The sequence below is a fragment of the Maridesulfovibrio ferrireducens genome, from assembly GCF_900101105.1.
Lineage (GTDB): Bacteria > Desulfobacterota > Desulfovibrionia > Desulfovibrionales > Desulfovibrionaceae > Maridesulfovibrio > Maridesulfovibrio ferrireducens.
In genome coordinates this window covers 843191-864899 of record NZ_FNGA01000002.1, presented here as the reverse complement: position 1 = coordinate 864899, position 21709 = coordinate 843191, and the positions used below count along the sequence as shown (strand labels likewise).

Genomic DNA, 21709 nt, shown 5'->3' with positions numbered 1-21709 from the left:
GATGTAAAAGTCAAGCGCGTAATTAACTTTTTTTAGCATAATTAACGCTTAAGTCCAACACCGGAGAAATAAAGATATTCTTCCCTTTATTGTTGCGGATTACAGGGCAGTTTCGGCCCATGCACTCCAGATTGGTATCCATTTGGTTGCACACCATATGCTTGTCTGCAGTAATACGCAAGCCCATAATTTCTTCTGATATTTTTGCGAAGGCTTTAAGGGCAAGCCACGAGTCTCTCTGACAGCATCTTGCAGCTTCAATGTCAGCAATTAATTGAAGCGCGGCAAGAGTTCCCTTTTGAGCGGTGGATCTTAGGTCGGGTGTCAACGGAGTGGCTTCAAGAATAGCACTTATTGCTACTCCTACACCTATCGCTGCGCCGCAGACTCCCATAAATCCGCAGAATCCACCGGCAATTTTAGCTCCGCGTGAAATTGCGGTTTCAATTACTTTGTTGTCTATTTTCCCACCGCTGTTGCGGTAGGCGGCAACTATAATTCCCGGAACCAGGGCGTGATGCTCGGGGCCGTGCATGGGTATTGCCGGATGGTTTCTTATTTTCATAAGAAGGTCAATCATATCTGTTTCAGTGCTGCTTGTAAGCAGATGCGGCAAAACTTCAATTCCGTCTTCTCTGTGGCAATTATCGCAGACAAAGTGTTTGTTTACGCAGTAAGCATTGGCCTCATGTTCTTCTCCACAGTATGCGCAGATTCTTTTTTCATATCTGGTCAGATAGTTCAGTTCAGCACCGCAGACCATGCAGCCACTCTTATTTTTCATGCTGACAGTGTGACCAGATAAAAGGGGAGCTGTAGGCCCGTCAAAAGAATCAGGAGTCGGACAGCAGCAGGACTCACCTACCATCATATTAGATATGACACCTTCATCATTAAGAATGAAGATTTGCTCTCCCATTTGTTCGGCTTCTTTTTCGGAAATTTCAGTGATGGTTCCCGGGACAAGCAGTTTTCCCTGCGCGGTCTGTCCTGTTGAAAACGGACCTCTGAACATGATTTTGGTCATATTCTCAGTAGACGGTTTCAGTGCTGAAAATGTCAGAGAGTAAAAATCGTGCCCGCCGACAACTCTGTACGGAAAACGCTTGATCATACAAATTGATTTGAATCCGGCTTCCTCGAGTAACCCCACAAGGTTTTTAAGAGTTTGCGCTCCGGCGATACATTCTCCGTGCAGCTTGTCATCATTACGGATTTCAGGGCCGGGTTCAGTTTCGCAGACAACATCCGAAATTGTCAGCCTGCCGTCCGGTGCTAGAATCCTGAACATTTCAGAAAAAGTTTTGCGCTTATCGGTGGATAAATTCAGAACACAGTTGGAAAGCAACAGGTTTGCACAATTATCTTCAAGAGGGAGAGATTCAAGATATCCTTTGCGGAAATCCATATTGTCATAGCCCAGATTGGAGGCTACGGCCTGCTGTCCTTTACGCGAATGGGCGAGCATGGGATCAAGCATATCTATTCCGGTAACTTTGCCCGAAGATCCCACCATTTTAGATGCAATAAAGCATTCTATTCCGCGCCCGCTGCCGAGGTCTACAACGTGTTCTCCAGACTTAATTTTTGCGTCCATAACCGGAGAACCGCATCCGTATCCTCTGAATCTGAATTCATTGGGAATGTGGACCATAAGCTCAGAATCATAGCATGCCGGGTTTAAAATATCTTCTTTGGCCGTGTCAGCCGCAGCTGTGTAAAAGTCTTTTACAACTGTAAGGCTGTCCTTGCCTGCGACAGCTAAGAGGCAGTTGGTGTGAGTCAACGCAACCTTGCCGTGTCCTGAGCATTTGTCGAGTTTGTCACCCATTTTAAGGAGTAGTTTTGGAGAGTCGTGGGCAGAACTTTGCGCGGCTTTATCTGTGATCAGTTTCAGAGCTGTTTTTTCATATAGTTTGGTGTAGGGGTCGTTACCGGTAAATTCTCCGCTGTGCATCCAGCTGTGATCGGTGTCGCCACCGCCCAGAATAAGCTTGAAGGGGGTAGACAGAATTTTGCCAGTGGTTTTACGCATCTCCGTTAGAATACGACTTTCTTTCCAGCTATCTTCAAGGGTTTTATCAAGAGGAGTAGCAAGCTTTTCAATGCCGACTGTGGCGGGAGAAGGGTACAGCTTATTGTCCGGTCCAATTGCCAGAGATTCCCATCCGGCGGTAGACCCGTCGTGAATAGTTCCGCAAGGCGCAAAAATCATGCTTTTTATGGCTTCGATATTGTCGATTGTTACCCCGGTGCGTTCTCCTGCCTCTATTGCTTCAAGCAAATGAATGTAAATAATGTCCGGATCAACAAAACGCTGCGCTTTTCCTCTTCCGCGCACAAAATACCACATGAAATGAACGTTTGAAGCCCCGGTCTTAGCCGCTAATTCAACTACATCCTTCATTTGAGTTACGTTTGATTTCGTAACACACATGGAGATTGTAAAGGGAATGGTTTCGGATGAAAGCCATTTCAGAGATTTTTCAAGGGCGGTAAACATGCCCGGTCCTCTGATCTCGTCATGTGTATCTTTTATGCCGTCAACACTGATTTGCAGGTGGCAGCGTTCAAAGTCATAGCGGTGTTTTGAAAAGAAATTTTTAGCATTAAGGCCGTTGGAAAGAATTGCAACGTGGCTTGATTCAATTTCCAGCATTCTGCTGATGATTTTGTCAGCACCCGGATGGATTAATGGTTCTCCGCCAGTCAGGGCAAAAAGTTTACAGCCCAGTTTTTCAGCCTGATCGGTCAAATCAAGAACTCTTTTGGTTGCTAGCTCCGGCTGTGCTTCGGAGGAAAGTGATGAGGCTGCGGAAGGTGATGAAGCGAATAGGCAGTGATTACAGCTCATGTTGCAATTGTTGGTCAGGTGAAACCAAAGTTCGCGGAGTGTTTCAAGCTTAAGGAGTTCTTTTCTGCCCGGGTAAATACAGGTTGCTTCATCCGGTAAGCGCATAAGAAATTTTTCATCGGCAATGGATAAACAACTGTTTTCATCTTCGGATAATCTTTGGAGCAGGGCATCGCCTGCCGGAGTGGGGACAAACCAGTCTGGAGATTCCGGTCTGATATAAACAGGAGTATTGTCGTGTGAGATTCTAGTCCACTCGGTAAGTTTAAAAGGCAAAGGGATTTCTCCGTTTGAAAGATTGTTTTTTAGTTTTTAAATGAAAGGCAGGAGGACGATCTTAGTCTATTTATGACGGTTAAATCAAGGTCTTTGCCAGAACCAGAACTTCCACTCTTTCGGCTCCGGCGCTATATAATGTACCGGCACATTCCTGAACAGTTGATCCGGTTGTATAGACGTCATCGATCAGCAGAATTTTTTTTCCGGCGACGGTTGTCGAATTCGCAGTAAAAGCGTTCTTGATATTTTCGGTACGCATCTCTTTGGAAAGCGTGCTTTGCGGAGTAGTTTTACGATTTCTTACAAGAGCGCGATCAGAAATTTTAGCGCCTAATACCGAGGCCGCACTGCGTCCTATTATCCGGCTTTGATTAAATCCTCTTTTGCGTAGCCGTGAAGGGTGAAGGGGAACGGGAATAATAATGTCAGGGCGGGAGGACTCGGGAATTGATTCGGCAACACCGGCGGCGAACTGTGAAAGGAGTGCGCTGTAACCGAAGTTGTTATTGAATTTCCAATCTAATATTAAATCACGAAGCAGGCCGCGGTATGGTCCGTAAAAGTAGACTTCTTTATGAGATCCCTCTTCTTCGTTATGAACAGAACCTTCAATAAGTTCAGAATAACAGTCAGAGCAGAGAAGTTTTTTATTTGAATGCGGTGTACGACAGACCGGGCACCTTTTTTCCGTAAAGATTGATCTTAATCTGTCAAATGCGGCAATCGGTGAAAAGTATGAAATAAAGCCGGAGATCATAAAATAAGCTTTAATCAGTGAATCTGGAAATTATTTTAGCCAGTTCAGTTTTAACAATCGGTTTAAGCAGGAAACTGTTATATCCACAGTCCAGACATTCTGTGAGCAGGTCTGCATTGTCCCCTGTGGTCATGGCAAAAACAGGTGTAGTTATTCCTTCGTTTCGTATTCTTGATACGACTTCTGTCCCGTTCATTTCGGGCATGTGAACGTCCATCAGGGCCATGTCGAATTCTTCATTGTTGAGCTGTTCGAGAGCTTCACTGCCGTTTACTGCAAAAACAGGCTTAATTCCGAGCTGGGCCAGATATGTTTTGAGCACAAGACGGACCGGACGGGAATCCTCCGCAACTAGAATTTTGAATTTTGATAGATCTTTACAGCTCATGCCTGAAGGCTCCTTTCCCATGCGTTTATTCCAGCCTGAATTAACAGCTCACATTTATCCGGCTGACTTTTAAGGTCCTGCGGAGAATCGATTCCCTTGAAAGTAATGGGGGGCTCAAGGGATGCTTTGAAAAATTTCAAAAAAAATTTTAACGAAAGTTCAGCGCCTTCAAACAGTTTTTCACCTTTGGGTCTGCCGGCAATAAAACATGCGTAAGAAGGTCTCTCGGGTAAAGTGCAAAGTTGCGGAGCCGACTGATTCATAGCCTCAAAAGCCCATTGGCCACGGTCTATAAAAGTTTTCAGACGGGAAGGGAGATGATAAAAATATATAGGGGAGGCAAAGAAGGTGAACGGCGCATGGATAATTTTTAAATAAAGTTCCTGCGCTTCGTCTTTGGCGGCAAAGATACAGAGGTTGTTCTCTGATGTCCGGCATTTCATGCAGCCGATGCAATGATGAAAATCCAAATTACCGAGAGTAACTATTTCTGCGTCTCCTCCGGCCCTTTGAATTCCTTCAAGAAAAAGATCAGCAGCGAGATCGCTGTTGCCTTTTCTATGATGGCTGCAAGCAAAAATGACCGGAGGTTGTTTCATATATTCAAGTCTGTTTTTAAGATTTTTTTTTACCCCTTGGCTGACTGCATGTAAAAATCGCTTTTACATGGTCGTCTTCATCTTGAATTTCAAGTGACCATTCGGGTAAAATTTCCAGCTGATGATGCAGCTGGGGTTCCGTGCCCTTATCTGTAAGAGCTATTACTTCCTGAGTTCTGGCAAAACGGAGATACCAACCTACCTCCAGTCCTACTCCTCAGCATTTGTTACGGATATCTACTGTCCGTGAGTTGTTATCCATCTGTATTCCTTCCGAAATTAATACTAGGAGGTATATGCAACTTTTTTTTAAAGTGAAGCAAAAGAGATTAGTTATTCTTAGTATATTTTCAACTAAAGGGGAAGAGTCTAAAACTGCATGCTGCTAAAAAAAGGATTATGATTGATTTCATCGCCGACAGACGTTGCAGGGCCGTGTCCTGATAGGAGAGTGGTCTTTTCGGGTAAAGTGAAAATGTTTTCCTGTACGGACTTTTTCAACAGTTCAAGATCACCGCCGGGGAAATCAGTTCTGCCGATGGAGCGCTGGAAAATGAGATCTCCCACAAAAGCCGTTTCAAGAGCTGGAAAATAAAAAGTCAGACTGCCCGGAGCATGGCCCGGAGTAGACAGGACATTGCATTCAAGACCTATTATTTGGGTTTTACCTATTTTGATGTGTTCTGACTCGAAGGGGGCAACCTTTACACCTATCATGCTGCCGTCGCCTAATCCTGTCTCCATAAGAGAAAGTCCGGACTCGGCGGCATATATAGTCTTGCCGGTAGCTTCAACCAATGCTGCATTTCCAATTATGTGATCGAAGTGAAGATGTGTATTTAGAATACAGTCCAGCTCGACTCCGGTTTTTTTGAAAAAATTAAGCAGGGAAGTAGGATCGCCGCCTGGATCAATTACAACAGCTTTATTGTCATTAGTGATCACGTAGCAATTAGTTTCAAGCGGACCGAGAGGAAAAACTTTAATATCCATTAATAGGTCTCCAACATTATTTCAGAAAGTTCTTTGCGACTGGACCCGCCCTTCTGGGCTGGGTGTCCTGCGGCTACAACAGCCTGTAGTTCATATTTTTCGAGCGGAAGATTCAGTACTTCGAGCACCTGTGCTTCCTGATTGAGAATTTCTCCGAGCCAGACCGTTCCGATATCTAAAGAATGGGCGGCGAGCATCATGTTTTGCAGACATGCACCGACAGCCTGATGGTCTTTCATTTCATTATAGATACATTCGCGTTCAAGGAATACACAGATCAGGACTTTTGCCGCTTGCGCAATTTTAGAATATTTTGTGCACTGTGCAACTTTTGCGGCACGCGGGTCGTCTTTGTGTATCACCAGAAAACGCCACGGCTGATTATTTAATCCGCTGGGTGCCCACCTGCCGGCTTCAAGTATTGCAGTCAGGTCTTCACGGGAAATGGGGCCGTCCGTGTATTTTCGTATGGCGCGTCTATTCGCCAGAGCTTCAAGAACGGGATTGTTATCAATCATGGTATCGTATTCTCCTTTTTAGAAGGGAACGCCTCTGAAAATATTGAACTTGTTGACCGCATTGTCGAATTCACTTGGATTAAGCTCATTGTTGAGGTCAGAGTCAAAATCTTTAAAGTTAGCTTTCAGCTGAATTGCTTCTGCTTCTTCTTCATCGATTTTACCATCTTTGTTGAGGTCGGCTTCTTCAAAGGTGGGAAGAGGTTTTTTGATTTCATAGTCTTTAACAATTTCACACTTAATATGGCGCCCGTCAGCAGCAAGCGTTACATCAATATTTGTTCCGGGAGCGATGTAAAGTTTAACGCATGTATCGCCGGACCAGAGGTCTACGCCGTTTTTGTCTTCACGGGCCAGTTTTATTTTGGCTTTGCCGCCTTTTTTGTCAAAGCAGTCTTTATTGTAAAGAGCATTGCAGGAACAGTCTGTAATCGTACTGGCTTTTACTCTTCCGAATTCAAAATCATTACTTTTACCCCATACCCGGACAACGCTGCCTGTATGGTTAATGATGGTGAAACTTTTTTCCTGCGCCATTGCAGAAGGTGCAGCGCAAAGAATAAGTCCTGCGAAAATCATGAAAAATATTGAAAGTCTGCGTAGCGTCATAATATTTCCCCTCTTAATATGAACGTAGTGTACGTTGTACAGGTCTTAACCATACATGCGATCAAAAGCAACGTAGGATTATTTAAACATAAAAAAGCCCTTCCTGCTCCATTCTATGTAGAGCAGGAAGGGTTTAATATAAAATGTTTTCTGTATTCGTTCCGGTTTAGACAACTTTACCAAAGGACAGGATTAAGTTTTTACGGAATGTACGGTTATCCCAGACATCTTTGGCTCCGTTTGTGGTTACTTCTTTATTAAGAATTTCCCGGAGTTCTTTTTTCTGAGTGGTATCGAGGTTCAAAATTTTAATATCACCAAGAAGAGCCAGAGGATCACTGTAATCTTGAGGCAGCGGTTCACAAGCGTTGTCTTTGCATAAAAACTGAATAACTCCGGCGGACCGGTTGCATGATGCTTTTTTGACGATGTTTGTCATGTTAAAAAATCTCCGTGTTTGCGGTTTGCTCCCTTGAATGCCCTGGAGCAGTTCGCATAATAAAATCCTGTAGGCCCTCTTTAAAGGGTAACGGGATTCTTTCCGTTAGCATGGGCATTTTAGCGGCATCTGTTTTTAAGGTGGGCGCGCAAGTATCATAAATCTTCCCACCTGTGGGCGGCCTGATAACTAAGTTGCTCAGGCACTTAAAACAAAAAAAGGCATTTCCTTCTGGAAATGCCTTTATTGAAAATTCTATTGTAAATCTTCGCTCATGGTCCCGAATGGGAGGCATTGGCACCTTGCTGTATAACAGCAGGTTGCCGGGTGGTCGACAGGCCAGATCCCTCGCACCCTCTTCATGAGTAATATTGTACAAAATTCCATCGATTACTTTGTTAAGTTTTCGCTGTTTTTTGAACAATCTTTTTTTTATTTGTAAATCAAAGAACGTGGAAACAAATTATTCTTGCTTTGTAGCTGCGTCAACAAGTTTTTACGGAAATTCTAAAATAATTGGATTTGTCCTTTTATTCCTTACCCTTCATACGTGAAAGTTCAGCGGCTACTTCCGCTTCATTAAGCTGTCTGCATGTTGTGAATGTTTCCTTGTTCACCACACCTTTATGAATCAGGAAGTGCCTGTCCGCGAGAGTTGCGAGCTGAGGCCAATGGGTGATTAGTATCATTTGCTGGCGCTTAGCAAGCTCCTGCATCTTTTCGCCGACTCTGTTCAGCGTGGTTCCGCCTATTCCTGAATCAATTTCATCAAAGATGAGTGTCGGTTTATCTGTCTCACCCTGCAATCCCGTAATGGCGAGCAGGAAGCGTGAAAGCTCACCGCCGGATGCAATTTTTTCAAGAGGTTGCGGAGCTTGGCCGGGGTTAGGAACCCACATAAGTCTGCCGCGCATTTCATATAAATCCGGATAAAGTTCATGGGGTTCAAATTCGAATTCCACGTGAACATGATCGGAAAAACCCAGTCCTTTCAGTTCAGCTTCAATGCGGGACGTAAGTTTCGTTGCAGCAACTTTTCTGGCTTCGAAAAGAGTTTCCAAAGCCGCTCTAAGCTTGTCGACAAGTTCTTTTTCTTTCCGTTCAAGCTGGGTAAGTTCAATGGCGCAGGAATCAAGGAAGTTGAGATTGTCCTCAATTTCTTTCTGCATACCCACAATTTGATCCAGTGTGCGGCCCAGTTTACGCTTAAGTTTTGAAAGATCATAAAGACGGCTTTCGATATCATCGATAGACTCTTCCATTTCAAAATCCAGCGGCTGCGAACGGAGACGTGTTCCCAGTTCATCAAGAAAATGTTTAAATTCAACTACTGTTTCCTGATCTTTTTCGTAATCGGGGAAGAGGTCACAGACTCGTTCCATTTCAGCTGTAAGGGCGGATAGTCCCCCTGACAGGTCATGTTCACCGCGTATAATATCCATGGTATTCTGGATACATTTTCCAGCATCTTCATGTTGACGAAGCAGGTTCTTTTTACTGAGCAGTTCCTCTTCTTCACCGAGGTAGGGATCAACTTTTTCAATCTCAGTGCGTTGAAATTCGAGAAAATCTTTTTTTTCAAGCAAATTTGCTGAACGGTTTTTCAGAGCTTCTTTCTTTGCAAGAAGTTCACGTAATGAGTTTAAAATATTTTCTTTTATTTTGGGCAGAGATTTATCTTTTAGAAAAGTATCAAGAATCATACATTGATATGATGGTTGTAAGAGCCTTTGCTGAGCATGCTGACTGGTGTGCAGAATCATTGTCGCGCCCATGTCACGGATGATTCCCTGTGAACTGAGCTTGTCATTGACGTAAACTTTACTACGTCCAGTTTCAGCGGAAAGAACTCTGCGGACGATTGATTCCTGTCCGTCAGGATGTACAAACATAGCTTCAACTAAAGCCTGTTTTTTACCGGGGCGAACCATATCGGGAGCCATGCGCTGCCCTGTTAAAAAATCAATGGCGCGCAAAATGAAAGATTTACCTGCTCCTGTTTCGCCTGTCAGGGCATTCATGCCGGGGGCGAATTCGATTTCAGCATCTTCAATCAGGGCAAGGTCACGTATTCTAAGCAGTTCCAGCATTTATTATCCCGTTTACTGTTTCAGTCTGGGGTCAAGAATATCACGCAATGCTTCACCAAGTAGATTATAGCCCAGAACGGTTAGAAGTATCGCCATTCCGGGGAAAATAGAGAGCCACGGAGCAATTTCGAGAACCTCTTTTCCATCCATGAGCAGGTTGCCCCAAGATGGATCAGGCGGCTGAACTCCGAGACCGAGAAAGCTGAGAGATGATTCCACAAGTATTGCGCCCGCCACGCCGAGAGTAGCCGAAACGAGCACCGGTGTTATGGCGTTTGGCAGAATATGAGTTGCCATGATGCGTATTGGTCCAGCGCCTGCCAGCTTTGATGCTTGCACAAAATCACGCTTCCGAAGCGACAACGTTTCCGCTCGCACCAGTCTTGCCACGCCCATCCATGAGGTGAATCCTATCACAATCATAATGTTCATGAGGCCCGGCTCAAGGAAGGCAATAACCGCCAGAATTAGGAAAAATGACGGAAAGCAGAGCATTACGTCAACACCGCGCATAATTATTTCATCAACCAGACCTCCGAAATACCCTGCTGTCAGCCCGAGCACAAGTCCTATAGCTGTCGAAATTCCAACTGCGACAAATCCGACCCAGAGCGAGACGCGTCCGCCGTACAGAATACGGGAGAAAACGTCGCGGCCCAGCGCGTCTGTTCCGAACAGGTGCGTTAAGTTCGGAGCTTGCAGAAGGTTATCCACATTAAGTGCAAAAGGGTCATAGGACGTCAGCAGAGGCGCGCAGATTGCCGCAATTGAAATGGTTCCCACGAGTGTCAGCCCTAGAATAAGCAAGCCGTATCTTTCAAAGCGGGTGGGGGGAGTAAGTGGTTTTTTGTTCAGCATCAGTCCTTACCTCCGGCCCGAATGCGGGGATCGGCAAAACCGTAAGCCGCATCTGCCAGTAAGTTTCCGGCAAGGGTGAGCAGTGCTCCGAGTACAAGGCTACCCATAATTAATGAATAGTCACGCGACATAACCGCATTATAAAAAAGCTGTCCCAGTCCGGGCAGGGCGAAAATTGATTCAATGATAACACTGCCGCCGATAAGGCCGGGAATGGAAAGGCCCAGCAGAGTAATGACAGGAAGCAGTCCGTTGCGCAGGGCATGTTTGAACAGCACCGTCCGCATGGGAAGCCCTTTAGCTTTGGCGGTGGTGATGTAATCCTGCCGGAGAACTTCCAGCATTGATGAACGCATGAAACGGGACATTCCCGCCAGACTGCCGAATGTGTATATAAAAATGGGAAGGGCCAGATGGCGCGAAACATCAATAAATTTACCCATCGGTGAGAGCATCTCATAATCCAGTGATGTCAGGCCGGATATGGGCAGAATCGGGTAATAGATGCCCAGCCAGAGCATGAGCAGAAGTGCCAGCCAGAAGCCCGGCACAGCAAAGCCTATGAAAACAAAGACCGTCATTCCCCGGTCGAACCAGCCTCCTTGTTTCCACGCGGAGTACACACCTATAGGTACGGCTATCAAAAGTGTCAGCAACAGCGAGGCTACATTCATGCCGAAGGTGAGAGGCAGTCTTTCTTTTATGCGTTCCCACACAGGACGGTTATCGCCGGACATTGAGCGTCCGAAATCGAAACGGACCATACGTGAAATCCACTTGCCGTATTGAACGTGCAGGGGTTTATCCAGCCCGTAAAGTTTTTCAAGTTTCTGGCGGGTTTCGATTGTAGCGGTCGGGTTCATGGTGGTCTGCATATCTGTAGGCGAGCCGGGGGCAAGGTGAATTACCCAGAAGCTGATAACAGTGATGCCTATGAAGACAACACCGACCCAAGCTATTTTTGAAGCTATTTTAAAGGCAATATCCAGCATGATACCTCGTGAAAAAGTAGAGAGTTAGACTCTTATCAAAACTTTACTAAGATAGTCTAAGTCTGCTGGCTAATCAACAGCTGAATCGATGAGTAATTAAGTATAGTAAGTTAAAAATATTCAATGAAAGGGTGAAAGCCAAGGCTGATCAGCAAAAAAGTGATGTTTTAGCAGTATGTTCAGAATAAAATTGAAATAAAACAAAAGAGAGTATTGACAGGTTGCATAGTAATCTGTAGATACTTTTTCACAACGAGTGGGGCTGTAGCTCAGTTGGGAGAGCGCTTGAATGGCATTCAAGAGGCCAAGAGTTCAATTCTCTTCAGCTCCACCATATATTTCAAGGGTTTACGGGTAAAACTGTAAACCTTTTTTTTGTTTTTACGTACAGGCTTTACGTACAGAGCCTTTAAAAATCGAGAAAACCCGCTTCAATTGAGGCGGGTTTTCTGTGTTTGTATGACTTGCGAAGTTTTGCTGAAGAAGACTTGCGGCACTGTAGGAAAGTTTTTAAGGTCACTTGGCTTAATAAAAGTATTGTTGCCGGTTAAGTTTAATTGGAGGTCTAATGAGTTTGCCAAGTTTTTCTTCAAGCAATTTTTATTCATTTTGTTGTACGTTAGGAGCTGTAATTCTTTTTTATGCGATTATTTTCCCATATAATATTTCGCGTGAAATCGAGCATCGAAAAGTCGAGACTGAAAAACAATCGGATATGCTAGATGTGGAGATTCGATGCCTTAGAAAAAGTGGAGACGTTTTAGACGGAAGGATCAAGGATCGGGAAGTAGAGTTAGAAAGGATTAGGAAAAATTACATAACGAAAGAGGTGAAGGGGCTTTGGGATAACGAGGTAGATAAATTGTTTGATTTAGTTTCTGCAAATTCAGATAAAATCCGAGATTTCAACTTAAAATGCATAGAGTTAAGGTATGCAAGTAAGTCTATTTCAACTTTATCAAAAGAATTGAATGAAGTGCTCGTAAAATTATGGTTAGTTTTATTTTTAGGAATATCTATTTTTTCATATGGTGTTATTAACTGGCGTCGTTTACAAAAAATTTCAGATCAACATATGAAGAGTTGCATTGAAAATAGCTTGCGAGAGAGCAGCAAAAAACGCTGCAATGATGTCTATTTAGGAAGGTAAAGGTTAGATTCGTAAGAAGTTTTAATTAACTTTGGTCAATATGATTCATTAATAAATTGGAGATTCAAATGGTTATAAGAAGTAAGCCTGCAACTGTATCTGAAAAGTCTTTTAATTGTCCTTGCTGCGGAGCATATACCAGTCAGAGTTGGAAGAAATTATATATAGAGCCAGTAGGTGAGGATGGAACACCATTTTTTCCAGCTAAAGACTTTCGTGCAATTATTGAGGCTGCTAGTGATGTGGAAGAAGATCAAAAAAATGCGACAATAGATTACTGTGAAAAGGTTAATTCAGGTATTCCTTTTTTAGAGAAACAGAAAAATTCTCATTATAGTCGATTTTTAGCGGGTAACATTCACCTTAGTGAATGTTACGCGTGTAAAAAAATAGCTGTGTGGGTTTACGATAAACTCATTTACCCTGCACAAAAATATCAGGTAGATCCGAACTCTGATATGCCTGATGATGTTCGTTGTGATTTTGAAGAAGCGGCCTTGATAGTCAATGATTCACCAAGAGGCGCAGCCGCTTTATTGCGTCTTGCAATTCAAAAGTTGTGTAAGCATCTGGGAAAACCAGGTAAAAATATTAATGCTGATATTGCCAGCTTAGTACAAGATGGTTTGGATCCTATGATTCAGAAAGCTTTGGATGTTGTGCGCATAGTTGGAAATGCAGCTGTCCATCCGGCTGAGATAAATCTAAATGACAATAAGGATATAGCTTACCAACTTTTTAGCTTCGTTAATATAATTGTAAAGGAAATGATTTCACGACCTAAAGAAATTCAAGAATCTTTCTATGGGCAATCTAGTACCATGCTTGAAGCCATAGAAAAGCGAGATAATGGAAAAAAGAAATAGCTCTTTATTTTCTACAACTGAGGCAAAACCTCAGAAGCCCGCGCCAGATCCGCTGAATGGGGTTCATAATAGTTTTTCATAATCATACGGACGCTAGTTCCGGCCAAATAAGCTATGGTTGACATCTCTATTCCCTGATTAAGCATCGTTGTGATCCAAAGGTGTCGGATATCGTATAGGCAAGCGGGGTACGCTAGATCGGTGCCTTTCGGGTCTGCAGTTCTGGCCAGTGCGCGGCGTATGTGTGTAATAGGCTTGCCTCACCAGCCTTCCGTAAAATATTCCCCGAAACCTCGCCTTGCAGGGCAAAATAATTCCCTGATTTCTTCACTCGCGTATCAATCCCGCTTATAGCCTACTGGGTATGCTGTATACCTACTATGTACCCAATAGGTCACCTTGTGGGTATGAAATAAATCTGTTTTACTTCAAATCCAAACAGGCTCTTGTTGTTTATTATTACATATCTGCGCACATAATGAACTCTGAATCAATATTAATAGTAAGCTTAGGCGATGCAGTGTTGATATTGTGTTCTCAATAGTTACATTGATTTGTTTTTTGAATTCTACTTTGTGCATTGTATTTAAATCCAAAATTTCATTTTTAAGATTAATATGATGCGCTATAAAAGCGTTTACCCATAAATTACTTTATATATTTAGGATAAAATATAAGATGTTTTGCCGTCTTATACCTTGTGGTGTCCTTTTATGAGTGTGTGTTGTAAAGTATTGTTATTTTGAACTTTTTTTGAAATATCCCATTCTGAAAATGTGCAATTCAGGTGAGGGACGCTTCAATTTGAATAAGTCTGTAATAAAACGTTTTTGTTTAAAGGAGATAAGATGTTTAAAAGAATTATACCTTTTGTCCTGCTGATTGTATTTCTATCTACAAATGCATTTGCGGACAGACCGAAGATTAAGCTTGTGACTACGCCTTATGCATGTGCGATTACTTCTACCAATCTGGCGGCTGCTGTTCTTGATCGTGCGGGCTACGACGCTGAGATAACGATGGTTTCAGTAGCTACCATGTGGAAAGCTCTTGAGATAGGTGAAGCTGATGCGTCAGTCGGGGCCTGGCTTCCGCAGACACATGGTACCTATTATGCCGAGGTTAAAGACAAGGTCGAAAACTATGGAGCCAACACCAAAGGGGCCCGTCTGGGGTGGGTTGTTCCCAAATATGTGACCATTGATTCAATAACCGAACTCAATGCCAATAAAGATAAGTTTGGTAATGAAATTGTAGGTATAGCTCCTAGCGCGGGGCTGATGTTGCTCTCTGAAACGGCCATAAAAGAATATGATCTTGATTTAGAACTCAAGGAAAGCAGCGGGGCGGCAATGACTGCTATGCTTGGTGATGCGATCCGTCAAAAAAAATGGATTGTGGTAACCGGATGGTCGCCGCATTGGAAATTCGGACGTTGGGAACTCAAATATCTTGAAGACCCCAAAGGTATTTTGGGAGGTCCAGAAGAAATCGTAACTATCGTGCGCAAAGGATTCTCCAAAGATTACCCAGAAGCCGCTGCAATTTTGGATCGTATCTATTGGGATATTGATGTGATGCAGACAGAGATGTTTAAAAATGAGGAAGAAGGGGCTGTCCCGTTGAAAAACGCAAATGTTTTTCTGGATAACCATCCTGAGTTGTTGAAAAAATGGCTCGGTAAGTAATTAAAAAAGAAGCCTCCGGCAAATTTTGCAAGAGGCCAAGTTTTTATGTCATTTAGGTTCTAATAATAGAAACCCCGCTTCAATTGAGGCGGGGTTTCTTTTTGCAATATCTCAGAAGCCCGCGTCCGATTAGTTAATCTAATAAAAACAAGGAATGACAAATACCCGATTCATTTGATTTTGATGAAGTGGGAAAAGGCTGGATACGACTTAATTGTGCGTTTTTTTATTCTATTGATGCATTGCTTTTCAAATATCATAGACTATTTTCTAATGCGCTGATACACAACGATTATCGTGGGTCTTATATTTTCCGTATGATATTTTGTTTAAGATATTTATTAAGGGATGGTGACTAAATATAATGAGTGAGAAGCAGGTTGAGCAGGACGTGGTTTCCAGTGGAGCAAGTGATAATTTGGGATTGCAGCATGGTGGTAATGCCAATGTTGAGCTGTTTTCCACAGGTGAAAGATTGTGGGGAGAAGTTGTCGGGATTAGGCCCGGCTATTTTCTTAGTATCTGGCTTCCTGCTTTGCGGGAAGGTAATTACAAACGAATATTGATTGAGGATTCAGCTGTAACTGTCAGAGCAAAGTGTGACGGGTGTTATCTCTGTGGATTCAGGGCAACTGTCACCCGCGTTATGACTTATCCCTATCCACTTCTTTATTTAGCTTATCCAAGTAAATTTGAAAAAGTTAACCTCAGAAATAATAAGCGAGTGGAATGTTTTCAGTCTGTAATTCTTACCTATAAAGACAAAGAATATAAGGGAGTATTCAGGGATATTTCTGAAGGGGGCGGTAGGATTTCTTTTGTTTTTCGTAAAGGTGAGACAATGGAGGAGATTAAGGAAAATGAGTTCGTCAATTTCAAGTTTCAATATGAAGAAGGCGCTGCAATGTTGTTCGGAGTAGGAGTCGTACGTAATTTTATTAGCTGTGGAAATAAAATTTCAATGGGTTTTAAATTTGTCAGTTTTGAAGATGACTCACACACCTTGCTGAAAAAAGTCATTGAGTCTTTCGATATATAGTTTTTTTATCTGAGCTTATGTTTTATCTGTAACATTTGGTCGTGTATTGGTTGTCATCTTCGTCGAAGAATGTCCTGAAAGAACACTTACACTACTCAAATCTGCACAGTGGAATGAACTATTCACTGTAACCAGCTTTAATACACTCCTTTTTCCGTCACCCCCCACTTATTTTGTCATAATTATTGCTATTAATTTACTTCAAGTGCTATATTAATAACTATCATAAAAGAATAAAATTCTTTGCGGAAACCAGCCGCAATAGGCATTGCCGCTGGCTAACCGTAATTCTATGCAAAGGAAATCGGAGTTTCGGATGTTGTCCGGCAATCGGGATTCCTCCCGAAACAAGGAGTGCTATGAATTCCACTTTATTTTTCGTCTCAAAACGACATCGATGGATAGTGGCCTTCGTCTTATGGTTACTCTGTCTGGTCGTATCTTTACCTTCATCCGCAGCCGAAGCCATCTCTACCCCCCTGACCGTCAAGGTGGGGGCATACGATAATTATCCCAAAATTTTTCTTGATAACACGGGGAAATATGCAGGTATCTTTCCGGACATACTCAGCGCTGTGGCTAAGCGGCAGGGCTGGAAACTCGAATACGTGAGTGGAACATGGCCCGAATGCATGAAGCGGCTAGAATCGGGCAAAATCGACATAATGGTTGATGTCGCATATTCCAAAAAGAGAGCCGCGAAGTTCGATTTCAATGATGAAAGCGTGTTCATGAACTGGGGAGCCATCTACACCCGCGCGGATCTGGATGTAGCGACCCTTACGGAACTGCAAGGACTGCGCATAGCGGTTATGAAAGGTAGCATTCACACTTCGGGCAAGGGAGGAATCAAGGGATTACTCAAGCGATTCGATGTTAAGCCGGCAAAGTTCATAGAGGTAGCCTCATATAAAGATGTCTTCCAAATGCTGGACATGGAACAAGCAGACGCAGGCGTCGTAAATCGTATTTACGGGGTCGTTTTCGAAGGCCACTACAACGTGGGCAAGACCTCGATCATATTCAATCCCATTAATCTACATTTTGCTTTTCCTAAAAAAGGCAAACTGACCAAGGAGCTCAAGTCCGCCATAGACAAGGACCTTATTGAGCTAAAAAGAGAAAAGAACTCCTCATATTACAGGTCTTTGGAAAAATATTTGACCATAGGTCCTCCCATGACCCCCATAGTCTCAACCAAGGACGGCACCGAGCGCATCGCCCTCACGGAAGAAGAGGAAGCTTGGGTCCGGGCGCATCCAGTAGTGCGTTTCGCTGTGGACCCTGAATTCGTTCCCTATGAATTTTTGGGAGCCAACGGTGAGTTTGGCGGCATAGCCTCTGATTACGTACGGCTGGTATCAAAGCGTTTAGGTATCAAGTTTGAACGCGTCACCGACCTTTCATGGGACGATGCTGTGAAAGAAGCACGGGAAAAGAATATTGATGCCTTTCCCTGTGTGGGAAAGACTGGCAAGAGAATGGAGTTCCTTCGTTATTCCAGACCCTATACGCAGTACAACAGAATCGTGGTCACCCGGACAAATGCCCCGTTCATCACAGGTTTGAGCGACATCGCCGACTTGAAGATAGCTGTGCAGGAGAACACTTCCCATGAAGGATACCTGCTAGAAAATACTGCCATACGCCCTGTAGGGTACAAGACTCTCAGAGATGCCTTGGAAAGCGTGTCACGGGGAGACACTGACGCTATGGTAGGCAACCTCGCTGCTGTGGCTTACTGGATTCGCACACTCGACTTAACCAACCTGAAGGTTGCCGCACCCGCCGGAGAGAGCCAATCGAACCTATATTTCGCAGTCCGTAAAGACTGGCCGGAATTGGTCCTTATGATCAACAAAGCTCTCCTGTCCATCACGCCGGAGGAGGGACAGGCCATCATGCAACGCTGGGTTGGCCTAGAGTTCAAGACGGGTTTAGATCCAATCGTAGTTAAGAAATATGCCATCAATATCGCAATCGGAGGCAGCCTTCTCCTTCTGATCATTTTCGCATGGACTTACAATCTCAAAAAGGAAGTAGCCAAACGACGAGAAGTTGAGGCCCGACTGCGGTACAGCAATGAATTGAAGGGAATGCTTACCAAGATTTCCACCGACTTCGTCAGCCTTCCGTACCAACGCATCAACACCGCCATGCAAGGGGCAATGCAACGGATAGGACAGGTACTTCAGGCCAATACAGTCTACCTCCTGCGCGTAGATAGCTCCGGGGTATTGTACTGCGCAGAGATGTGGAAGGAAGGGACCAAAGGCGGGAGCTCAACCTGTGAGGACCATGGTCTGGAATTGGTTCAAACTCCATGGCGCAAGGAAAAAATCATGAATGGAGAGATGATTATTATCCCTTCTGTGGCGGCTCTGGAGCCAGGAGAGGAATCTGCAAAGACATGGCTTGAGGGAAAACATATAGGTTCCCTTTTCGAGACGCCTTTGAGCTACGAAGGTAATATCGTGGGACTTCTGGGGATTTCCTCTTCAAAGGACGGTGTAAAGTGGGACGATGTTGAAACAGCCTTTATGCAGCTCACGGGGCAGGTATTTACAAATGCGTTTAAACGCCAGAACTTTGAGCAAGCGTTACAAGAAAACGCTAAAGCATTGCGCATTGCCAATGACCGATTGCAGGAGCTCGACCACCTCAAGTCAATGTTTATCGCATCCATGTCTCACGAACTCCGCACGCCGCTTAACTCAATCATCGGCTTCACTGGAATCATGATTAAGGGCATGTCGGGTGAGCTGAACGATGTACAGAAGAGTCAGTTGGGCAGGGTTTACCAATCCTCCAAACATCTACTCGCGCTGATTACGGATGTTATAGACATTTCTAAGATCGAATCTGGCCGGGTAGACGTGTTCATCGAGCCATTCTCACTGTCCGAAGTGATCCAAGAGGCCGTGACCGTTGTTGAACCCGCGCGTGAGAAGAAAGGGCTTGCGCTTCAAGTCAATATGAACGGTGAAATCCTTATGAAGACCGACCGTAAACGGGTTCTGCAATGTCTGCTCAATTTTCTGAGTAACAGCATAAAGTACACGGAGAAGGGAACGGTTACATTAAGTGTTGTTCGTCAGGACAGCCAAGTGGAGATAGAGGTTAAGGATACAGGGATCGGCATCGAAGAAAAGGACATGCCTCGTCTGTTCGAGCCGTTCGAGCGAATGGAATCTCACTTGAAGGTCAAGGCCGGAGGGACCGGCTTAGGGCTCTATTTGACCAAAAAACTCGTCTCCGAGATGTTGCATGGCGAAGTGTTCATGCACAGCAAACCGGGACAAGGGAGCACATTCGGTATGCGTATTCCGATTGATCTGAATAACTTTTCCAAAAATAATGATAATAATGCAGGGAAAGATTTATGAAACGCGCCTTAATTATTGAAGACAATGATGACAATTTGGAGCTTATATCTTTCATTCTTAATGCATACGGTTATGAATATAGTTCAGCAATGAGTGGAATGGAAGGATATAACAAAGCCCTTACTGAGCATCCGGATTTCATCCTTCTGGATATCCAGCTTCCAGATATTTCCGGCACCGAAGTGTTGGCAAAGCTACGGGCTACAGAGGCGACAAAGTCTATCCCCGTCATCGCCATGACGTCATATGCAATGGCTGGAGACCGCGAGAAGCTTATGGACGCGGGGTGTAACGGATATATTGAAAAGCCCATAGATCCGGAGATAGTTATACAACAGATCCAGTCCTTTCTTGATAATACGTAATTAAGTCCTGCTCAGCGGAAGTGGTAATGCCACAAATTCTGTTATTTCGGAGGATTAAGTGATAAGTACATTAATCTTAATAGTAGAAGACGATGATAATTCCCTGACGCTCCTGGATACTCTGCTCACCAGTCAGGGGTTCAAGGTTTTAAGCGCGACAAACGGTCTTGAAGCCTGGAATCTGCTTCAGAAGCAGATTCCGGATCTGATCATTTCAGACATCCTCATGCCGGAGATGGACGGATTCACCTTATGCCGCAAGTGCAAGGAGACTGAAAAGCTGCGGAATATTCCGTTTGTATTTTACACCGCGACTTACACCGATGACTCCGAAGCCCGGTATGCCTACGAAATAGGAGTGTCCAAGTTTTTAATCAAGCCCATGGAAGTAGATCTCTTTCTGAAGGAAATAATTAAGGTGTTGGAAGAACACAGTTCTTCCAGTCCAGACATTTCCCCCATCCCGCCTAAGGATACGAGTAATCACGATAGCAGGCACACCGCGATCCTAACCAACAAACTGATCAAGAAGGATAAGGAAGTTAAGCTAGGGCGACATTGTGTGGAGATGAGCGAAGCGCAATATCGGCAGCTCGTGGAATTCGCACCCCTCGGCATCATGCGTACTTCGCCAAAGGGTGAGCTTCAAAGCGCAAACCAGCATCTGGCAGCCATGCTCGGTTACATCTCTTCCGATGACATGGTCGAACGGGTGGAAAATGTATCCCATGTCCTCTGCCGGAATAAAGAAGAGTGGGATCGCCATCTGGAGTTAATCCAAACAAACGACCAAGGTGGTTTTCCAGAATGCGTGCTCAAGAGCGTTGAAGGCAGGGATATATGGGTAGAGATACACGGTAGAGCTATTTCCGTAGAAAACGGAGAAGTAGAGGCATATGAATTTTTCATCATCGACATCACCGAACGCAAACAGGCTGAAGAATTCAGGGTCCAATCGGAGAAAATGAGGGCTATTGGCAGCTTGGCGGCTGGTCTCGTCCATGAGGTCAGTACCCCATGCAATTACATTCAGAACAACATTAACTACGTCATGGACACCTTCGCGGTCGTGCAGAACGTGATTCGGAAACTGAAAGAGCTGCCCGGGGCCGATCAACACGAGGATGTTGCCGCCCTTTTGAGCCAATTAGAAACGGAATCTCTGCTGACTGAAATTCCCGAGGCCTTGAACGAATCCAAGCAAGGTATTGAACATATTATCAGGATCGTGCGTTCGGCTAATCAATTTGCTCATCCTTCTAATAACAAAATGACCAGTGCCAATATGAACGAAGCCGTCCGCAACTCGGTTACCATAACCACCAACGAGTGGAAATACTCCGCCGATGTGAAGCTGAACCTAGATCAGAACCTTCCGCCCGTACCTTGTGTCGTGGATCAAATCCACCAAGTAATCATAAATCTAATCGTCAACGCGGTCCATGCCATAGTTCCGAAGCTTAAATCCGGAGAATTTGAAAAGGGTGTGATAACCCTAGGCACTTCGTTCGACGACTCATGGATCATGTTGACTTGCTCGGACAATGGAACAGGCATTCCAGAAAAGGTCCGTGACCTCATTTTCAACCCGTTTTTCACTACTAAGGAAATCGGCAAGGGAACGGGACAGGGATTAACTATAGCCCGTACCTTAGTAGTTAAAAACCATGGAGGAGAGCTAACATTCGAAACCGAGGAAGGTAAGGGAACAACTTTCACCGTTCTGCTTCCGAGACCCAAAATAGAGCCTTCTGAAAAGTTAATCACTCCGCAATAAAAATGCCCTTGGTAAGTCAGACTTGCTTTGTGCATACATGAGTTATCTTTCTAATCCTTTTC

At 44.2% G+C, this 21709-nt stretch carries 18 protein-coding genes, 1 tRNA gene and 1 riboswitch; of the genes, 8 read left to right on the top strand and 11 right to left on the bottom strand.

What is annotated here, in order from left to right; all coding sequences use genetic code 11:
- Positions 1-22 precede the first annotated feature (22 nt).
- The 11 genes from BLT41_RS08670 to BLT41_RS08615 form a co-directional block, all read right to left on the bottom strand.
- Positions 23-3130 (bottom strand): DUF5714 domain-containing protein, encoded by a 3108-nt coding sequence (locus tag BLT41_RS08670; RefSeq protein ID WP_092160170.1) that lies wholly within the window; start codon positions 3128-3130, stop codon positions 23-25.
- A 79-nt stretch (positions 3131-3209) separates the two neighbouring features.
- A complete protein-coding gene (locus BLT41_RS08665) occupies positions 3210-3890 on the bottom strand; it encodes a ComF family protein (protein ID WP_092160168.1) in 681 nt (226 codons plus the stop codon).
- Between the two features lie 10 nt (positions 3891-3900).
- Positions 3901-4278: a response regulator gene (locus BLT41_RS08660; protein WP_092160166.1), complete on the bottom strand. Its 378-nt coding sequence runs from the start codon at positions 4276-4278 to the stop codon at positions 3901-3903.
- Positions 4275-4877 (bottom strand): flavodoxin family protein, encoded by a 603-nt coding sequence (locus tag BLT41_RS08655; RefSeq protein WP_092160164.1) that lies wholly within the window; start codon positions 4875-4877, stop codon positions 4275-4277. Before BLT41_RS08655 ends, BLT41_RS08660 begins: the two co-directional genes overlap by 4 nt.
- Before the next feature lie 369 nt (positions 4878-5246).
- Positions 5247-5870: an MBL fold metallo-hydrolase gene (locus tag BLT41_RS08645; RefSeq protein ID WP_092160162.1), complete on the bottom strand. Its 624-nt coding sequence runs from the start codon at positions 5868-5870 to the stop codon at positions 5247-5249.
- Positions 5870-6388, bottom strand: coding sequence for a nitroreductase family protein (locus BLT41_RS08640; protein WP_092160160.1), 519 nt, complete (start codon positions 6386-6388; stop codon positions 5870-5872). Before BLT41_RS08640 ends, BLT41_RS08645 begins: the two co-directional genes overlap by 1 nt.
- 18 nt (positions 6389-6406) lie before the next feature.
- A complete protein-coding gene (locus BLT41_RS08635; protein ID WP_092160158.1) occupies positions 6407-6997 on the bottom strand; it encodes an EF-hand domain-containing protein in 591 nt (196 codons plus the stop codon).
- Between the two features lie 166 nt (positions 6998-7163).
- Complete coding sequence (locus BLT41_RS08630) at positions 7164-7436, bottom strand: hypothetical protein (RefSeq protein WP_092160156.1); 273 nt, start codon at positions 7434-7436, stop codon at positions 7164-7166.
- Between the two features lie 269 nt (positions 7437-7705).
- Positions 7706-7804, bottom strand: a riboswitch (SAM riboswitch).
- A gap of 162 nt (positions 7805-7966) precedes the next feature.
- On the bottom strand, positions 7967-9526 hold the full coding sequence (locus tag BLT41_RS08625; RefSeq protein ID WP_092160154.1) for a DNA repair protein RecN: 1560 nt from the start codon (positions 9524-9526) through the stop codon (positions 7967-7969).
- A 12-nt stretch (positions 9527-9538) separates the two neighbouring features.
- On the bottom strand, positions 9539-10384 hold the full coding sequence (locus BLT41_RS08620; RefSeq protein ID WP_170830343.1) for an ABC transporter permease: 846 nt from the start codon (positions 10382-10384) through the stop codon (positions 9539-9541).
- Entirely contained in the window at positions 10384-11376 is a 993-nt protein-coding gene (locus tag BLT41_RS08615; protein WP_092160152.1) for an ABC transporter permease, read from the bottom strand. The genes BLT41_RS08620 and BLT41_RS08615 overlap by 1 nt, the downstream gene beginning before the upstream one ends.
- A gap of 258 nt (positions 11377-11634) precedes the next feature.
- Here BLT41_RS08615 and BLT41_RS08610 point away from each other — a divergent pair.
- The 8 genes from BLT41_RS08610 (at position 11635) to BLT41_RS08575 (ending at position 21647) form a co-directional block, all read left to right on the top strand.
- Positions 11635-11710: transfer RNA gene (locus tag BLT41_RS08610), tRNA-Ala, on the top strand.
- A 234-nt stretch (positions 11711-11944) separates the two neighbouring features.
- A complete protein-coding gene (locus BLT41_RS08605; RefSeq protein ID WP_092160150.1) occupies positions 11945-12526 on the top strand; it encodes a hypothetical protein in 582 nt (193 codons plus the stop codon).
- Positions 12527-12594: 68 nt separating this feature from the next.
- Complete coding sequence (locus tag BLT41_RS17555) at positions 12595-13392, top strand: DUF4145 domain-containing protein (protein WP_211477656.1); 798 nt, start codon at positions 12595-12597, stop codon at positions 13390-13392.
- An 848-nt stretch (positions 13393-14240) separates the two neighbouring features.
- Positions 14241-15080, top strand: a complete 840-nt coding sequence (locus BLT41_RS08595) for a glycine betaine ABC transporter substrate-binding protein (protein WP_092160149.1) — start codon at positions 14241-14243, stop codon at positions 15078-15080.
- 364 nt (positions 15081-15444) lie between these two features.
- Positions 15445-16119 carry a PilZ domain-containing protein gene (locus tag BLT41_RS08590; RefSeq protein ID WP_092160148.1) on the top strand — a complete coding sequence of 225 codons (675 nt, stop codon included), beginning with the start codon at positions 15445-15447 and terminating at the stop codon, positions 16117-16119.
- Positions 16120-16478: 359 nt separating this feature from the next.
- Entirely contained in the window at positions 16479-19505 is a 3027-nt protein-coding gene (locus tag BLT41_RS08585; protein WP_092160147.1) for a transporter substrate-binding domain-containing protein, read from the top strand.
- Positions 19502-19870: a response regulator gene (locus tag BLT41_RS08580; RefSeq protein ID WP_092160146.1), complete on the top strand. Its 369-nt coding sequence runs from the start codon at positions 19502-19504 to the stop codon at positions 19868-19870. Before BLT41_RS08585 ends, BLT41_RS08580 begins: the two co-directional genes overlap by 4 nt.
- Before the next feature lie 58 nt (positions 19871-19928).
- Positions 19929-21647 (top strand): ATP-binding protein, encoded by a 1719-nt coding sequence (locus BLT41_RS08575; RefSeq protein ID WP_092160145.1) that lies wholly within the window; start codon positions 19929-19931, stop codon positions 21645-21647.
- The last annotated feature ends 62 nt before the right edge of the window (positions 21648-21709 follow it).

What these genes read in the sequence shown, in the direction of transcription:
- BLT41_RS08665 (WP_092160168.1), bottom strand. Translation starts at nt 3,890, where the DNA reads ATGATCTCCGGCTTTATTTCATACTTTTCACCGATTGCCGCATTTGAC.
- BLT41_RS08660 (WP_092160166.1), bottom strand. Translation starts at nt 4,278, where the DNA reads ATGAGCTGTAAAGATCTATCAAAATTCAAAATTCTAGTTGCGGAGGAT.
- BLT41_RS08655 (WP_092160164.1), bottom strand. Translation starts at nt 4,877, where the DNA reads ATGAAACAACCTCCGGTCATTTTTGCTTGCAGCCATCATAGAAAAGGC.
- BLT41_RS08645 (WP_092160162.1), bottom strand. Translation starts at nt 5,870, where the DNA reads ATGGATATTAAAGTTTTTCCTCTCGGTCCGCTTGAAACTAATTGCTAC.
- BLT41_RS08640 (WP_092160160.1), bottom strand. Translation starts at nt 6,388, where the DNA reads ATGATTGATAACAATCCCGTTCTTGAAGCTCTGGCGAATAGACGCGCC.
- BLT41_RS08635 (WP_092160158.1), bottom strand. Translation starts at nt 6,997, where the DNA reads ATGACGCTACGCAGACTTTCAATATTTTTCATGATTTTCGCAGGACTT.
- BLT41_RS08630 (WP_092160156.1), bottom strand. Translation starts at nt 7,436, where the DNA reads ATGACAAACATCGTCAAAAAAGCATCATGCAACCGGTCCGCCGGAGTT.
- BLT41_RS08625 (WP_092160154.1), bottom strand. Translation starts at nt 9,526, where the DNA reads ATGCTGGAACTGCTTAGAATACGTGACCTTGCCCTGATTGAAGATGCT.
- BLT41_RS08620 (WP_170830343.1), bottom strand. Translation starts at nt 10,384, where the DNA reads ATGCTGAACAAAAAACCACTTACTCCCCCCACCCGCTTTGAAAGATAC.
- BLT41_RS08615 (WP_092160152.1), bottom strand. Translation starts at nt 11,376, where the DNA reads ATGCTGGATATTGCCTTTAAAATAGCTTCAAAAATAGCTTGGGTCGGT.
- BLT41_RS08605 (WP_092160150.1), top strand. Translation starts at nt 11,945, where the DNA reads ATGAGTTTGCCAAGTTTTTCTTCAAGCAATTTTTATTCATTTTGTTGT.
- BLT41_RS17555 (WP_211477656.1), top strand. Translation starts at nt 12,595, where the DNA reads ATGGTTATAAGAAGTAAGCCTGCAACTGTATCTGAAAAGTCTTTTAAT.
- BLT41_RS08595 (WP_092160149.1), top strand. Translation starts at nt 14,241, where the DNA reads ATGTTTAAAAGAATTATACCTTTTGTCCTGCTGATTGTATTTCTATCT.
- BLT41_RS08590 (WP_092160148.1), top strand. Translation starts at nt 15,445, where the DNA reads ATGAGTGAGAAGCAGGTTGAGCAGGACGTGGTTTCCAGTGGAGCAAGT.
- BLT41_RS08585 (WP_092160147.1), top strand. Translation starts at nt 16,479, where the DNA reads ATGAATTCCACTTTATTTTTCGTCTCAAAACGACATCGATGGATAGTG.
- BLT41_RS08580 (WP_092160146.1), top strand. Translation starts at nt 19,502, where the DNA reads ATGAAACGCGCCTTAATTATTGAAGACAATGATGACAATTTGGAGCTT.